The organism is Rheinheimera sp. WS51, from assembly GCF_050936095.1.
In the GTDB taxonomy this organism is placed as follows: Bacteria; Pseudomonadota; Gammaproteobacteria; order Enterobacterales; family Alteromonadaceae; genus Alishewanella.
Genome location: NZ_JBOTRC010000002.1, coordinates 295,525 through 311,433 on the forward strand (window position 1 = coordinate 295,525; position 15,909 = coordinate 311,433).

The 15,909-nt window shown below is 40.6% G+C and carries 12 protein-coding genes; 4 read left to right on the forward strand and 8 right to left on the reverse strand.

Annotated features, from left to right (window positions below; translation table 11 throughout):
- Positions 1–49: 49 nt before the first annotated feature.
- The 4 genes from ACRCA4_RS05195 to ACRCA4_RS05210 form a co-directional block, all read right to left on the reverse strand.
- Positions 50–2,458: a zinc-dependent metalloprotease gene (locus ACRCA4_RS05195; protein ID WP_433185139.1), complete on the reverse strand. Its 2,409-nt coding sequence runs from the start codon at positions 2,456–2,458 to the stop codon at positions 50–52.
- 195 nt (positions 2,459–2,653) lie between these two features.
- Positions 2,654–4,468: a M4 family metallopeptidase gene (locus ACRCA4_RS05200; protein WP_433185142.1), complete on the reverse strand. Its 1,815-nt coding sequence runs from the start codon at positions 4,466–4,468 to the stop codon at positions 2,654–2,656.
- Between the two features lie 283 nt (positions 4,469–4,751).
- Positions 4,752–5,660: a citrulline utilization hydrolase CtlX gene (gene ctlX, locus ACRCA4_RS05205; protein ID WP_433185144.1), complete on the reverse strand. Its 909-nt coding sequence runs from the start codon at positions 5,658–5,660 to the stop codon at positions 4,752–4,754.
- Positions 5,661–5,662: 2 nt separating this feature from the next.
- Positions 5,663–6,742 (reverse strand): ornithine cyclodeaminase, encoded by a 1,080-nt coding sequence (locus ACRCA4_RS05210; RefSeq protein WP_433185147.1) that lies wholly within the window; start codon positions 6,740–6,742, stop codon positions 5,663–5,665.
- A 157-nt stretch (positions 6,743–6,899) separates the two neighbouring features.
- Here ACRCA4_RS05210 and ACRCA4_RS05215 point away from each other — a divergent pair, with 157 nt between their 5' ends.
- A complete protein-coding gene (locus ACRCA4_RS05215) occupies positions 6,900–7,331 on the forward strand; it encodes an Lrp/AsnC family transcriptional regulator (RefSeq protein WP_433185149.1) in 432 nt (143 codons plus the stop codon).
- A 155-nt stretch (positions 7,332–7,486) separates the two neighbouring features.
- Positions 7,487–7,888, forward strand: coding sequence for a hypothetical protein (locus ACRCA4_RS05220; RefSeq protein WP_433185152.1), 402 nt, complete (start codon positions 7,487–7,489; stop codon positions 7,886–7,888).
- 197 nt (positions 7,889–8,085) lie between these two features.
- Here the strand turns inward: ACRCA4_RS05220 and ACRCA4_RS05225 are convergent, their stop codons facing one another.
- Both ACRCA4_RS05225 and ACRCA4_RS05230 read right to left on the reverse strand, forming a co-directional pair.
- The gene (locus ACRCA4_RS05225) at positions 8,086–9,771 is read right to left on the reverse strand and encodes a M28 family metallopeptidase (RefSeq protein WP_433185154.1); all 1,686 of its coding nucleotides are present in this window, start codon (positions 9,769–9,771) and stop codon (positions 8,086–8,088) included.
- Positions 9,772–9,885: 114 nt separating this feature from the next.
- A complete protein-coding gene (locus ACRCA4_RS05230; protein WP_433185157.1) occupies positions 9,886–10,497 on the reverse strand; it encodes a hypothetical protein in 612 nt (203 codons plus the stop codon).
- A 104-nt stretch (positions 10,498–10,601) separates the two neighbouring features.
- Here ACRCA4_RS05230 and ACRCA4_RS05235 point away from each other — a divergent pair, with 104 nt between their 5' ends.
- Together ACRCA4_RS05235 and lysC are read left to right on the forward strand one after the other, a co-directional pair.
- Positions 10,602–10,871 carry a DUF3081 family protein gene (locus ACRCA4_RS05235; protein WP_433185159.1) on the forward strand — a complete coding sequence of 90 codons (270 nt, stop codon included), beginning with the start codon at positions 10,602–10,604 and terminating at the stop codon, positions 10,869–10,871.
- Positions 10,872–11,099: 228 nt separating this feature from the next.
- Positions 11,100–12,449 carry a lysine-sensitive aspartokinase 3 gene (lysC, locus tag ACRCA4_RS05240; RefSeq protein ID WP_433185162.1) on the forward strand — a complete coding sequence of 450 codons (1,350 nt, stop codon included), beginning with the start codon at positions 11,100–11,102 and terminating at the stop codon, positions 12,447–12,449.
- Between the two features lie 36 nt (positions 12,450–12,485).
- On the opposite strand, the gene prsR is transcribed toward lysC, so the two are convergent.
- Both prsR and prsK read right to left on the reverse strand, forming a co-directional pair.
- Positions 12,486–13,841, reverse strand: a complete 1,356-nt coding sequence (gene prsR, locus ACRCA4_RS05245; protein ID WP_433185165.1) for a PEP-CTERM-box response regulator transcription factor — start codon at positions 13,839–13,841, stop codon at positions 12,486–12,488.
- A 33-nt stretch (positions 13,842–13,874) separates the two neighbouring features.
- Positions 13,875–15,899, reverse strand: coding sequence for an XrtA/PEP-CTERM system histidine kinase PrsK (gene prsK, locus ACRCA4_RS05250; RefSeq protein ID WP_433185168.1), 2,025 nt, complete (start codon positions 15,897–15,899; stop codon positions 13,875–13,877).
- Between the last annotated feature and the right edge of the window lie 10 nt (positions 15,900–15,909).

Sequence of the window (15,909 nt, forward strand, 5' to 3'; positions counted from 1 at the left end):
GGAGCTTAGACTCCGGTTTTTATGTTGCCTAGTTATTTTAATGGCTGGGTTAAATAGGTGAGCCTGGTGGTAAGGGTTTAGGCTCAAAGCTTGGCTGCCACTGATTAGTATCTAAGTAGCGCTGCCATTGATGATGTAGCTGCTGATGGCTGGCATCTTTTTGTTTCGCTAACCAGCGATCAAGCCTATGCAGCTTACTGTGTAATATTGCTTGTGCTTCTGGCGCAAGCTCGGTTGCCGTTAGGCTTTGCATTAGCTGATAAAAGCTAACATGGGCAACGCGTTGCTGAACCAATAACTGCTGACCTTTAGCGCCTTTTTGTTCAATGGTGCTGGCTATTACTTTGTCTAATACTTTATCTAATAATTGCTGACCACTTAGCCGGTTTAAGCGTTGTGGGTGCAGTATGAGTTTTAAGGTAAAGTTAGCCGAGGCTTCCGCTGCTGAAAGCGGATCAAAGGCTAAGCCATAACGGCCGTTAAAGCTTTCGCGGTTATTGCTGTCGCCAAATGCCTTAGGGGGAATGAGCGCTAGCAATGTATTAGGCAGGGTTAAGTAATCAGCTTGTACTGTATCTAGCATAGCGTCTAATGCTTGCAATTGCTGTTTGCTATCAACCCATTTAACACCTTTAGGTTGGCTGTAGTCGCCTTTTACTTCGTATTCATAAAAAGCGCCACCGACTAACTTAGTAACAGCTTCTACTTGATAACGATGCAGTAAATACACTGGCACTAGGGCTTCTTGTAGTGAAGCAAGCGGCTGGCCTGTGGCGATGTTATTTAAACCAAAGTTAGCTAGGGCAACTTGGCGCACTTGGTTTAAGCGCTTAAGCTCTGCTACCGGATCGCTGCCGTTATCCCATAAATGGCCCAGTGCACTTACGCCACCTTGTGGACGTGCGTCTTGGTCAGAAATATAAGCTAAGCCTTGCTGTTTTGCTTGCTTAGCTAACTTAGCTAATTCTGCTTCAGAATAATCACCGTAGCCATAGGCAATAGTGTAGTTATCCCATTCGCCTAAGCCTTCGCGGTAGGCGTTTTCTACGCTGATGTTACCGTCTTTAATGCTAAATTTAGGGTGTGGGTAATCCATAACAGTGGATAGGCCATTGGCGCTACCGGCAAAGTTATGGGCAAGGCCAATAGTGTGGCCAATTTCATGGGCAGACAGCTGGCGAATACGGGCTAAGGCCATGGCTTTTTGGCTTGATACATCGGCATTGTCACTGCTGTAAGGGGCGGTAACACCCGTGGCGATTAAGTAATCTTGGCGAACGCGTAACGAGCCTAAAGTTACATGGCCTTTAATAATTTCGCCGGTGCGCGGATCGGTAACGCTAGCACCATAAGACCAGCCACGCGTTGCGCGGTGAACCCACTGAATGACGTTATAACGCACATCCATAGGATCGGCATCTTTGGGTAAGTCTTTTACTTGAAAGGCATCTTTATAACCTATTTTTTCAAAGGCACTGTTCCACCACATAGCGCCATCAATTAAGGCTGTACGAACAGGCTCTGGCACACCGGGATCAAGGTAGTAAATAATGGGTTCTACCGCTTCGCTAACCACGGCGTTGGGATTTTTTTTCGCTAAGCGATGTTTAGGTAATAAACGTTTAATAATGGGGGCATCAAAGGCGGTGCCGTAATCCATATATTCCACATTCCAGTAACCAGAGTAAGGATGGAAAGGTTTTGCTTCATAGCCATCTTCAGGCAAAGCGACTAAAGAGTGGTGTAAGTGTACGCTTATGGCATTGCTTGCAGGTGTAACTTGGCGGACAAAATTACCGGCTTTACCGGTGGTGCTGTATGTTACTAGGGCCTCAAGTTCGGTATTGCGCTCGAAGGCTTTAGTGCGCGGCATATAAACACCACTGCGGTTTTTATCTAAGCTATAGCTACCTTGTTTTTGCGCTGCAAGTGAATAGCTAATTTGATGAATATCGCTTTTTAAAAAGGCGGTGTAATCCACTAATAAAGTTGACTTTGAACTGGCTACTACAGGCAGGCCAGCAATAACAGAGCTAGCAAAGGCTTCATCTATACTTAAGCGCTCGGCTGGGTTGTCTGTTTCGGCCCGGTAATAGGTGTTAAGCTGTTTTAATAAAACTTTATTGCCGTATTGTTCAAATTGCACTAAACGGGTGGCGCCAAGTTGGCCGCGATCTAAGCCAATATCGTTAGATCCCATACCTCTGGGTAGTGAGCTTTGAAAAATAAAAGGCTGCTTTAGTTTGTCTACTTGTAGGTAAATTTTGTCTTGGTTGGCATCATAATAAATATCGAAATAACCGCTTCTATGTTCCATGCCTTGAGTAAAGCTTTTAATAGATACGCTGCTACTGCTGGTTTTAACGCTGGTATCATGTAACTTGGCTGTGTCGGCATATGCGGTTGTGTATAGCGCAGGCGCAAGTACGAGTAGGCCAAGAAGGCTAACAGTCTTCATGCACTTTCCTTTTATAATTCATTGTTTTGGCGGTTTACTGAGCATAAATTCAGTAAGTAAAGTCTTACTATATAACGTCTATACCCATAAAAACAGTATTGATAAAAGGCAGGTTAGCGGTTACCTATATAAAGCCTAGGTAACCGCTAACACATTAATTCTCACTGGCCATTAATGCCAAGAGAAGTTGTGCGGCTATTGGTAGCTCCAAGTTTGTGTAAGGCCACTAAAACTTTGATAAGCGCGAATACCTACATGCCAAGTACCCGCTTGCGGATTACTAATAGTACAGGTTTCTTCATTACCATAACGGTATGGTCGGCAGTTATATTGTGAGGTGCTAGGGGCGTTACCATAGCGTAAATATAAGTCTGCATCGCCATTACCGCCGCTAATAACTACTTTTAAACTTGCCGTGCCTGCTGGAACTACAATTTCATTACGGGTCCAGTTGCCGCTATAAGCCGACAAGTTGGTTAGGGTGCCAGAATCGCCACCTGGCGGGGTGGTGCCTCCACAAGCGGCATTAACGCCAACAACATTAAACGCTGCTGCAACATGGGCTTGGTTATAGCCCTTATCTGCGGTTGCTTTATAAACACCACAAGCGGCGCTAACAAAGGTGCTATTCGCATTCCAATATATTTGGTTGGCAAGGGTGAATACTTCAAAGGCTTTACGTACTCCCCAACCGTTAGTTGTGGCTAGCTCGTAAAAGGCTTTATTAAATACACCAGAGCTATGGTGCACATTCATACCAGAGCGGTAATCGCTGGCATGATCAATAGACTTTCCATCTTGCGTTGGGTTTGCCATATAACGCAAAGCGCCATTGCCTTTAAAAATTGCCGAGCCGACCATCCAGTCATTGCTGCCATGCATATAGAATTTAGCTGCTTCACCGGCCATATCGGAGAACGCTTCGTTAATACCGCCAGATTGGTTTCTATACACTAGGTTAGAGTTAAACTCGGTAAAACCATGACTAACTTCATGGGCAGACACATCTAAGCTCACCAGTGGGTGAAAAGTAGAAGCACCATCGCCAAAGGTCATTTGTTGGCCATCCCAGAATGCATTTTCATAATTGTTGCCATAATGCACACGCATGCGAAGTTTAGAATTTAATGGGTTAACGCCTATCCAGTCTTGGTACATATCAAATACCACACCACCAAAATAATGGGCGTCGTTAAGTGGTGAATAAGCGCCATTGATGGATTTAACGGTATTGGTTGGGCAAGCAAATTGATGAATGCTGCCGCTATAGGTTGAGCCGTTCATGTTGATGGTTTCAACATTGCTGTTGGTCATACGGCAGTTATTATCAACATTTAGATATCCGTAATCACTGCCATAATAATATTGGCCGGTTTTTTGGTTACCGCCTGGGCCTTGGGCGTCTCTGTGGGCAATGCCTTCCCATTGCTCAAGTAATTCACCGCTGTTGGCGTCGACAATATAAAATGGGCGGCTTGGCTCGCCTTGCTTAGTGGTAACGAAATTACTGATATAAACCAGCTTTGCTTGTTGGTTTTGATCTAAGTAAATCCATAATTTCGCTTTTTTTATTAGCTCTTTTTGTGCTTTATAAATCACTTGAGGCTGGGCTAGCTGTTGTGCCGCATGGCTTCTGGCTAAACTAGCAAAAGCATGAGTTGCTGATAATTGTGGCGTTGTGCTTGCTAAGTCTTGGCTAATGGCATTAACAATATAGCCACTGACATCGTTATAACCTTGGGCTGTCTCTATTGCTGCTACGCTGTGCCCCCAAACCGGCACATCTTGATAAAACTGTTGTAACCTTACTTTCTTTTTGCCGTCGGCGCGAATAATGCTTTGGCTAACATTAAAGGTAGATACTGGGTTAGTGCTGGTTTGTTGTTGTACTTGGCTTGTTAAAACAGTTAAATTTGCTGTTGTAGCCTGTGAGACTTCAGCGGCTAAAGCAGGTTGGCTAACCGCTATAATAACTGCTATAGCGGTTGTGCTAAGGATATATTTATACATTTTAGGTGTTCCTTGGATTAGGTTTTATTGTCATGCTGTTTTAATGTTCTTCTAAAGAGCATTGCGAGCATGCAAAGTAATTTACGCTAATCTTCCGGTAAAAAATGGGCGCGAATAGAAAAGTCAGTAAGATATCAGGCTAATATCAAAACTCTGTTTTCATGTTGGGGAATAAAGTAAACAAGGTAAAAAAACTAAGCTCTAGCTGATGCTTGCAGTCTGCTTGCAGGGGATTTACACGCTTCTGCATAGCAAAACAGCTAGAGCAAAGAGGACTGGGGAATTAGTTATGAATACCAGCAATCATACAACGCAATGAACCACCAGCTGCTTCAATTGTAGACACATCTATAGGCAACAATTTGCTGTATTCGCTTATGCTTACTTTTTGCTTATCGGTTAAGGCATTAAAAGCTGTTTGCGATAAGGCCAGTACAGAGCCGCTATCAGACTGTAATTCTATTGCATTGCCGCAGAATTGATGTATTTGCTGCTCGCTAAGTTCAATAACGGTTAAACCGGCTTGTTTAAACAAGTTATATAAGCGTGATTGGTCTTCTTTAGCTACCATCTCCATGCTTATCATCACGTAGTTTGCCGCCATGCACATTAATACATTGGTATGATACACCGCTATATTTTTAGCATCGTAGGCATTAAACACCACAGCCTCATAGCCTAGGAGCTTACAAACTATATTTAACAGCTCAGGATCTGTGCGTTTTGATTGTACGGCATAGGCTAACTTTTGTTTATGATCAAAAACAATAGATCCGGTGCCTTCTAGAAACTTATCTTGTTCAACATAATGGCGTAAGTCTACTAATTGCTCAAACTGATAGTTTTGTTGTAAAAAGTCGATAATATCTTGGCGATATTCTAACTGCCTATTTTTTGCATACATAGGGTAGGTAAAAACAATGCCATTATCATGACAAGAAAACCAATTATTCGGAAAAACTGAATCAGGCGTTGTGGTGCCTTTATCTTCGAACACATGCACAGTAATGCCATTATTTTGTAAAGTGGTAATAGCTTGAGTAACTTCATCGTAGGCGGCTTTAGCCGACTGCTTTGCATCTAACGGCTTTTGAAACGCATTATCGGCCATTGTTTGCGGGTTAGACACAAACTGATGCGGACGAACCATTACTATTTTATTTGGCGCTTGTACATTAATTTCGCTAGACATACTTAAGACTCACTTAACACTGAGAATAAATTACGAGGATCAGCCTGCTGGGTAATTAAATCTAAAATTTGATACTCAGAATGCTGTAATAGTAAATCGCGTAAGAATACTAAGGCAGAAAAATCTTCGCTAGCAAAACCTACACCATCAAAAACAATTAATTGCTGATCATTATCACGCGCTTTAACCTGCTGTTTAATTACGTTGTTAAATTCAGTTACAGCAAAGTCGGCAGATAATTGCTGAATTTCACCTTCTACTCGGGTTTGTGGTTCAAATTCAACAAATACCTTGTCGGCACGTTGTAATATACGGCTATCTAGCTCTGTTTTACCTGGACAATCGCCACCGATAGCATTAATAAATACGCCTTTTTCTATCATATCGTCATGTAAAATAGTGGCGTTTTTCTTATCAGCAGTACAGGTAGTAATGATATGAGCACCTTTTACAGCTTCGGCTGCAGAAGAGCATATAACCACTTCAATATCGAACTGTTGTAAATTGTTATAGGTTTTTTCACTTGCGGCAGAGTCAATATCGTAAAGCCTAAATTTACCAATACCTAAAACGGCTTTCATTGCTAAAGCCTGAAACTCTGATTGGGCACCATTACCAATTAACGCCACAGTGTCGGCATGGCTAGGGGCACAATACTTAGCAAGCATCGCTGAGGTCGCGGCTGTTCTAAGTGCGGTAAGTATACACATTTCAGATAAAAGCACAGGGTAACCTGTTGCTACGTCAGATAAAATACCAAAAGCAGCAACAGTTTGTAATTGTTGTTTAGTATTAATAGGGTGGCCATTAACATATTTACAAGCAAACATATTACCGTCGCTAACGGGCATTAGCTCGATAACCCCATTGGTTGAATGGGTAGCGTAGCGTGCTGATTTTTCGAATAAATCCCAACGTTTATAATCGTTTTCAACTCGTTCAGCTAATGCTTTAATGCAATTTTCAACACCTAAGCGGTTAACTAATTTAGCCATCATAGCGACGCTTACAAAAGGTACGCCTTTTTTGGGTGCAATAATAAAGTTTTCTAAGGTTGCTTGGTTGCTCGCTGTGCTTGTCATTATATCGCCCTGTTTTTAGTTATTAATTTTCAAACCATTTTAAAAGCTAAGGTTGTAAGTTAAAATGTAATAAATTAGCTAATTTTGTATTGTTATTTTGCAATTTGTAATGTTGAGGTTGGCGCTTTGCTATGTTGCTAGGGTTTAAGGGGCGAAAATGAAACCATATATATATGACTCTTTAGATAGCGCACTTATTGCTGAACTGCGTAAAGATGGCCGAGCCTCTATCTCTTTTTTAGCGCAACAATTAAAAGTGTCTAGAGCAACAGTGCAAAACCGGCTAGATAGATTAATTTCTTCTGGCGCTATTTTAGGTTTTACGGTGCGGGTGCATTCTGAAGTGGAATCGCAAGTAGTACGCGCCATTATGATGATAGAGGTTACCGGTAAATCTACCTTGCAGGTAGTGAATAAAATTCGCGGTATTCCTGAATTAACCAAGTTGTACACCACTAACGGCGCTTGGGATTTAGTCGCAGAAATACAAACATCTAGTTTAGCCGAGTTTGATAGGGTGCTAAGGCGAGTAAGAGAAGTAGACGGTATTCTAAACAGCGAAACTAGCATATTATTGTCTAGTATGTAGTGGAGCTGCCTAAGGTATAAGGCTACCATTTAGGTTGTAGATTGCGGGGCTGTTTAATTAAATGTAAATTACTATTTACATTTATGTGCTTAACGATTATTGTTCTGGCAAAATTGGCCTTAGGGCCTACTTGCAATATTTAACAAGGAACAATAATGAAACATGTTATCGCTATAACCCTTTTAGTTACGCCCTTACTGGCCATTGCTGATGCAACTACTACTGAAGAATCTTGTAAAGTGATGGATGTTACAAGCATTTCTTATATTGATAATGTTCAGCAAGTTGATGATGCTGATGTTGGGGCAATATATAAAGCCAAAACCGACAAGGTATTAGCCTTTGCTAAAGAGCATAAATTAGAAGATTTTAGCATTATTAGCCAAGATGCTACGGTTAGCGGTAACTGTTGTGGTAGTTATGGTATACAGGTTAGCACTAACTATACTATTACTTATAAGCCAAGTTATGCTGCATTTACTGCGCTACAAAAACATAGCGGTTCTGGCATGGTGTCAACCTACCGAGTAGGGATGGACTCTTGCCAAGAGAAGTAATATTAACAATGATGCAATAAAGTGGCTGAGCTTTAGCTGCTTTATTGCTAATAAGTGATTTGGTTTTATAAGACAGCCAATTAGTTTATAGCAAGGTTGGTGCTACTTGCTCAGGTTAGCCGGGAGAGGGATCTAAACTAACAGTTAGCCGCTTTTACAACTAACTGTTAGTTTAGATTTTAAGCTAAATATCTAACTTATTTACGCTCACTGGCAGATGCATCACGAATTGCTCTAAATTCGTTGCCTTTGTACCAGTTTGGCCATTGACGACTATTTGCAAGTTCATTACCTACTTGGAAAAATAGCTGCATGTCTTGCTTAGCACCGCTTAGGTCCCAGTTATCATCGTATTCATCTTGTACTTTATGGTAGCAGCACTTATTAAACTCGGCGCGTTGTGCTTTACCCCATTCTACACCATGCTCAACATGGTCATTACCGCTTTTAGCATACAAAATAGGTACGCCTTTTTTCGATAAACTAAAGTGATCTGAACGATAAGCGATGCCGGCTTCAGGGTTTGGCTCACGGACTTCGTAGCGGCCTTGTTGTTTAGTATATTTAATTAAAATATCTTCAACTTCATTGTTACCCAAACCAACGATGACCATATCTTTCATAGGCCCATAGACGTTCATTACATCCATATTGATAGCTGCAACGGTTTTCTCTAATGGGAATACAGGGTTAGCTGCATACCAAGCTGAGCCTAATAAACCACGCTCTTCAGCGGTTACTGCTACAAAAACAACTGAGCGTTCAGGTTGAGCTTGAGTAGTGAAGTATTCCGCTAAAGCCATTAGGCCACCAGTACCTGATGCGTTATCTTGGGCACCGTTAAATACTTTATTGGTTGGATTTGAAAAATCCATACCTAGGTGATCCCAATGCGCCATATAAAGCACATATTCATCAGGATATTTACTGCCTTCAATATAGCCAACAACGTTACTTGAGACTAATTCACGTAAATTGTTTTTAACGCTAATAGAGGCTGTTGCCTTTAAATCTACGGCTTTAAAATCTTTTTGTAGCGCCTTTTCATGCATAGTTGCTAAATCAGTACCGATATTAGCAAAAAGCGTTTCTGCAGATTCGGTTGTGATCCAACCTTCAACTTTTGCTAAGTCTGCATTTTTGTTTTCATTAATTAAATCAAATTTAATAGGCGAGCCATGAGCAACAACACCCCAGCCATAACTTGCAGCGTCTGTTTCATGAATAATTAATACCATAGCAGCGCCTTGGCGGGCGGCTTCTTCATATTTATAGGTCCAACGGCCATAATAGGTCATGGCGTTACCGTTAAATAAGTTTTCATCTTGAGTGGCAAAGCCTGGATCATTGACGAACATGACGACAGTTTTACCTTTAACATCGACGCCTTCGTAATCATTCCAGTTATATTCTGGAGCTACAATACCGTAACCAACAAAAACCATCTCACTGTCTTTAACTTCTACTTGATCAGTAACTTGCTTAGTCCAAGCGGTCATATCATCACGATAATTAAATTGTGCTGGTAGTTTTTCACCGTTTAGGCTCAATGCAGATACATTGACAGGATCAATTTGTACTAACGAAACAGGTTGTTTATAGCTATCGCCATCTATTGGTTTTAACCCCATACGGCGAAAGTTATCTTCAAGATAAGCGACAGTCAGCTCTTCACCCTTAGTTGCAGGTGCCCGGCCTTGGAACTTATCCGATGATAAGGTTTTAATATATTCAGCTAATTTAGGGAAATCAGGCTGTTCGCTGGCGACTGTTTTAGTTTGCTTGGTCATCGCTGTGCTTGGTTCGTTATCACTACAAGCGCTTAGTGCCACACAGGCTGCTAAAGCTGCGGCAATTGTTGAGAACCGGGAAAGGGTAGTCATAGTTGCTCCGTTATCATTGTTATTATCAGATGTCGCTAAAAGCGACATCACATCTAGAATTCTACTATAGTAATCTAAGCTGCTTATTTGAGCTAGTGACTAAATAACTGCCTATTAGTCTTTATAGCCCCAAGGGGTTGCAGGTAAGTCGATAGGTTTAGTTAAATCAAAATCGACCCTAAACTCGCGGCCTTCTCTGATTAATCGGTAAGTAAAGGTTTCAGGGTAGATATACATTTGCCAAATATTGCTATTTGATTGCGGGTTACCCAGCTTGGCAAATAGCTCTTTGGAATACTGATCTGCAGGGAAGCTTTGCATGGACTCAAAGCCGCCATCTACCGTATGGCCACCATACATTGTTGACTGATCATAATTACCATCTTTTAAGCGATGATCGTGTTTTAAGCTTAAGCCTGAACCTGTTTTGGTAATAATCCAAGTGCGAGAGTGATCATCGCCAACATGAAATGGGATTTGTAATTGCTGATCGGTACATTTACGAACGTGCATGATTAGCTGGCCTTCAAAGCCACCACTAGCAGGATTATCTACGGTTACTTTACCTGCATAAGCTTTACCGCAATGCTGGCGTAAGTTATCAAAGTAGCTATCATGACTGCTAATAGAAACTAAGGGAGCTTCTTTTACTGTATTAGCCATAACCGACAAACTAGATACACTAAAGAGTAATGATGTACTTAAAACTAATAAATGCTTTTTCATGTTCGCTTCCTAGTGAAAAAGAAAGACTATACCCAGAACCACTAAAGGCTGCAAACTGAAGCCGGTTTTAGCCAATTTAAGATTGCTATTAGACAGGAGATAAAATGAAAAATGAAATTGATGGAAAATTTTTACTCAGTGTTTTCGCTAAAGTTGAAAAACATGGTGAGGCAATAACCAATGATTTAGGTCCAGGATTTTATCTCGATGGTGTAACAGTAAACTCCGGCTTTGATGGTTACGAAGTGTATTTTGATAATAATAAAGTTCAGCTAACATTAGGCTTTCATAACCAATGGCATGCAAATGCCGAAAATGAAAGTGACTTAGATGAATTCGTTAAAATGTTGAGCAAAATAAATACTAAATATTAGTGTTTTTTTGGCTCGCTAAGGTGTTGTTCAGTTAGAAACGATATTATACTGCGCACACTATGTATAAGTAGTACATGCAAATAAAGGCGTTTAGGCTTAATCCTAGCGACTGTCACCATATTTTGGTGAAGAGCTTCTGGCCTTTGTTAACTGGAGCAACGATTTTTATTTCGTTTTGCTTTTAGCAATTGCTAGGCTCTGCTTATTGTATTTTATAAGGAGAGAACCTTGCCTAATTTAATCGTAGCCAAATTTGGTGGCAGCAGTGTTGCTGACTATGCTGCTATGTCACGCTGCGCTAATATCGTTATAAATCAACCTGCTATTCGTGTTGTTGTTGTTAGTGCTTGCTCAGGGGTAACTAACCTATTAGTTGATATTACCCAGTTTTCTAGTGTAGAAGCACGCTTGTCTGCTTTTAGAGGGATAGAGGATATTACCTTTGCTATTATTGCTAAATTACAGCAAATAGAGCTTATTTCTCAGCAGGTAAATACGTTACTTGCGCAATTAAAAGCCATCATTACCCAACCTGAACATAAATTTACTGCCGCAGAAAAAGACGAAATTCTTTCGTTTGGTGAGCGTTTAAGCTCTTGTTTATTTAGCCAAGTATTACTTGAAAAAGCGATTTCAGCTTGTTGTTTTGATGTTAGACAAGTTATGCACACAGATAGCCATTTTGGTAAAGCTGAGCCTAATATTAGCCAAATAAAACTAGCCTGTTCTGAAAAATTAACCCCCTTATTAAGTCAATCTATAGTGGTAACCCAAGGCTTTGTTGGTGCTAATGCTTTAAATCAAACCACCACTTTAGGCCGAGGCGGATCTGACTATAGCGCTGCCTTATTAGCCGAAGCGTTAAATGCTGATATAGTACAAATTTGGACTGATGTTATTGGCATTTATACAACTGATCCTCGTTTAACCGAGCAAGCGCGCTGTATAAAAGAAATTAGTTTTGATGAAGCGGCTGAAATGGCGACGTTTGGCGCTAGAGTCATTCATCCGGCTACTTTATTGCCGGCAATTCGTCAGAATATTGCCGTTTTTGTTGGTTCTAGTCGCGAGCCTGAATCAGGTGGGACTTGGATAGCTAAAGATGTGGCTGATAGACCGGCTTACCGAGCGATTGCGCTTAGAAGATCACAAACATTAATTACCTTAAAAAGCCCTGAAATGTTACATGCTGCCGGCTTTTTAACGCGTATTTTTGATATTTTAAGTCGGCATGATATTTCTGTCGATTTAGTCACTACCTCTGAAATTAGCGTTGCTTTAACCTTAGATCAAGGTGGCATGACAACAGCTTTTAGCTCTGACATTGACGCTGCACTGACAGAGCTTAGCCGATTCTGCGATGTTAGCGTTGAGCGTGGTTTAAGCTTGATAGCAGTGATTGGTAATCATCTGCATAGTAGTCAAGGCGTTACTGGGGAGCTATTTAGTACCCTAGAGAAGATTAATATGCGTTTAATTTGTCATGGCGCTTCAAAACATAATTTATGTTTTTTAGTTCAAGATGCAGAAGCTGTTACGGTTATAAAACAATTACACCAAAGTTTATTTGCTGCTTAAATAACGAAGCCTAACTTAAATTGCTAGGCTTTATCGTTAAACTTCAATTTCAGGCGTACGTAAATCGAGCAGTTTATATTTATCAATTAGTGCGTATAAAGTAGGACGGGTTATTCCTAAGTGATCAGCAGTTTTAGATAAGTTGCCGTTGGCTAAGGAGTAAGCATGCCGAATTGCTTGGGTTTCAGCTTGTTCCCTAACCATGCGTAAAGTGATTGTTTTACTGCTTTGCACACTTAAACCAAGGTCATCAGCCGTTATCTGCTTACTGTCAGCCAAGATAACCGCTGACTTTAGTTTATTTTGTAATTCGCGAATGTTGCCAGGCCAACTATGTTGTAACATTGCCTGCATGGCGCAATCCGTAAAGCCTTGAATTTTTGTTTTAAATTCGTCATTAAAGCGGTGTAATAAGGCTTTAGCAATAATAATAACATCATGGCCACGATCCCTAAGAGGGGGAATAGCAAGGGTAATTTCACTAATACGATAATATAAATCTTCGCGAAAGCTTTGCTGGGCAACCATGTCTGATAAGTTGCGATGAGTAGCACAAATAACGCGAACATCAACTTCAATTTCTTGGCGGCCACCAACGCGTTCAATAACACGCTCTTGTAAAAAACGTAGCATTTTTGCTTGTAAGCTAAGTGGCATATCACCAATTTCATCTAGTAATAATGTGCCGCCATTAGCACATTCAATTTTACCAAGGGTTGTTTTATTTGCCCCAGTAAAAGCGCCTTTTTCATAGCCAAATAATTCACTTTCTAGTAAGTTTTCAGGAATGGATGCGCAGTTTATAGCGACAAAAGGTTTATTGATCCTTGGGCTTTGCTTATGGATAGCGCGGGCGAAAACCTCTTTACCTGTGCCACTTTCACCTAACAGTAAGGTGGTTATTTCAGTAGGCGCAATTTTTTCGACAGTACGGCAGGCTTTAAGCATAGCATCACTATTGCCAATAATATCTTGCGCTAACACACTGCTACTTCGTAAAGCACGGTTCTCTGCTTCTAACTGAGCTAATTTAACCGCACGATTTAAAATAATATTTAATACATCAGCATCGATGGGTTTTTGATAATAGTCATAAGCACCTAAAGCTATGGCTTTTAGCGCGTGGTTATTATCTGTGTTACCGGTAATTACAATGACTTTGCAGTCAGGGTTAAAACTTAATATATCGTTTAAGCAAGCTAAGCCTTCACTGGCATTCGCTTCATCTGGTGGTAAGCCTAGATCTAATGTAATTACATCAGGTTCATATCGCCTTAGCTGAGTTAGGGCCGAGGCTCTATCTTGAGCAAAGACTAGCTCAAATTCGGATAGGCTCCACTTTAATTGCTTTTGAATACCAATATCGTCTTCTATGACTAGTATTGTGTTCATCTAACGATCCTTGTAATTACGACTAAATACTCGCTAAGGTAGTGGCAGTTTTAAGGAAAAAATTGTGCCTTTTGCTAGGGAGCTATTAACAGTTAATTCGCCTTGATGCTGCGCAGCGAACTGTTGGGCATCATAAACACCAACCCCCATGCCTGAGTTTCCTTTTGTGGTGTCAAAAGGTTTAAACAAGCGCAAGCGGATAAATTCTTCTGACATGCCACAGCCAGTATCAATTATACTTATTATGGCATGATTTTTTTCAACTGCCAAAGTGACAGACACTTTCCCATCTGCTTCTGTTGCATGCTGAGCGTTATCTATTAAATGATAGATTACACTAGCAAAACGCTCTTTGTTTAAAGACAGTTGTATATCAACATCGGTTGCGAAAGTAGGCCTTGGCGATTTTGTGGCACAGCGGTGGGTTATTACTTCATCAATAACCTTTGCCACATTAAAGGTGCTATCTTCACTTGGTTGTGCGCTTTTAGCGCTTAATTGTTGCAGCATTTTGCTTAATCGAAGCTGCATAGCCGCTAAAGTATCAAAACAATCATCTATAAAGTCTGGATTATGACGATGTTTTTCACTGTTTTTAAGTAGTAAGTCTAGCTGTGATTTAACGTTTTTTAGATCATGAACAACAAAAGCTGACATTCGGCTAAAAGCAGCGAACTGAGCATTTTCACTTAACTTTTCACTGGCTTGCATCAATAATAAGTAACTGGCGACCTGCTCTGAAACTAACATTAAAAAATCCCGTAACTCCCAATTTAATTTCAGTTGATCAACATCAGGCGCATTAAGTATACACAGTCCCCATAACTCACCTTCAGCTTGAATTGGTACAAGAAGTTGAGCATCTATTTGGCTAGTTTCGCTTATCTGTTGGACAAAAGGATCGGTTTTATCATCTAAATCGACCAGCCAAAATTTATCAGAGTATGTGGCAGCATAATATTGGATTAATTGCTCTTCAGCGCTATTGAGTTTGGGTCTGTTTACTAAGGACAAGAGGCTAAAAAAAGTGCCTTGGGTATAGCGAATAATGCAACCTCGGCTATAACCAATTGTGTGTAACCATGCGGTTAAAATAGTTTCATATTGATCCGGTTTACTGATATCTATTTGACGTAGATCTTGTGTTAGCTCTAACCATTTTTGCCTGTAATCAAATTTATTAGCAAAAAAATGCTTTTCAATATAGACCCTAAGTTTGCGCCTTACTGCTCCAGAGAGAAGTAATACAGCCAGCATAGCAAAGCCCAGAACCAAAAAAGTAGCTTGGATTAAATGTGACCATTCACCGCCTATGTAACGAATGTAGAAACCGGCTATGGCAATTAAGAGTAAATAGACACCAGCTGCAAAGACTAAAGAGCTTTGAAGCACGATATCGCGTGAGATATAAACATTAATTCCCCAAGCTTGTATCCGCCGAATTGAGACAATGAGTAATGGCACCATAGCGGCATACACAAAGCCACGCGCAGACCAAAGCTGGTGATTCACTTGGGCAAAAAGTGCCGATTCGGCAAATAAAATAAAATCAAACAACACACAAATTGTAAGACTTAACACTAGGGGTTTATATTGCCACTTATTGCTTTGTGCCCGCCGGTAAATGGTTTCAAGTAAAGCTAATTGTATTACGCAAAGTACTAGGCTGCCGGTGAAAATAAGATAAGCAGAGACCCATTGTCCGCTACAAATAACTATCGAGCCAACCATTACTAGTGTTAATACTTGTACATGACGCTTTTGCCAAAACTGCTTAAGTTGCAGCTCATTTTGCGCCAAACTAGACAACAAAAATAGAATAAGAAAGTAGTTTCGAAATAATTCTAAACTTGCTGAAAATGGATTGGAATAAGGTGCGGCCCCGGTAAATAAATAATAACTGGCCCAAAGCGTACTAATAAATGACCAGAGTAAAATTAGACTGCGTGGAAGATTATTGCTTTTTGTTACCAGCGTAAGTAAAAAGAAAAATAGCGTTGCGATAGCGGCAAAAGCAAAGCCAATTCGATCTAGTGCCAGCTGGGTTATCAGTTCCATTTGTTACCTT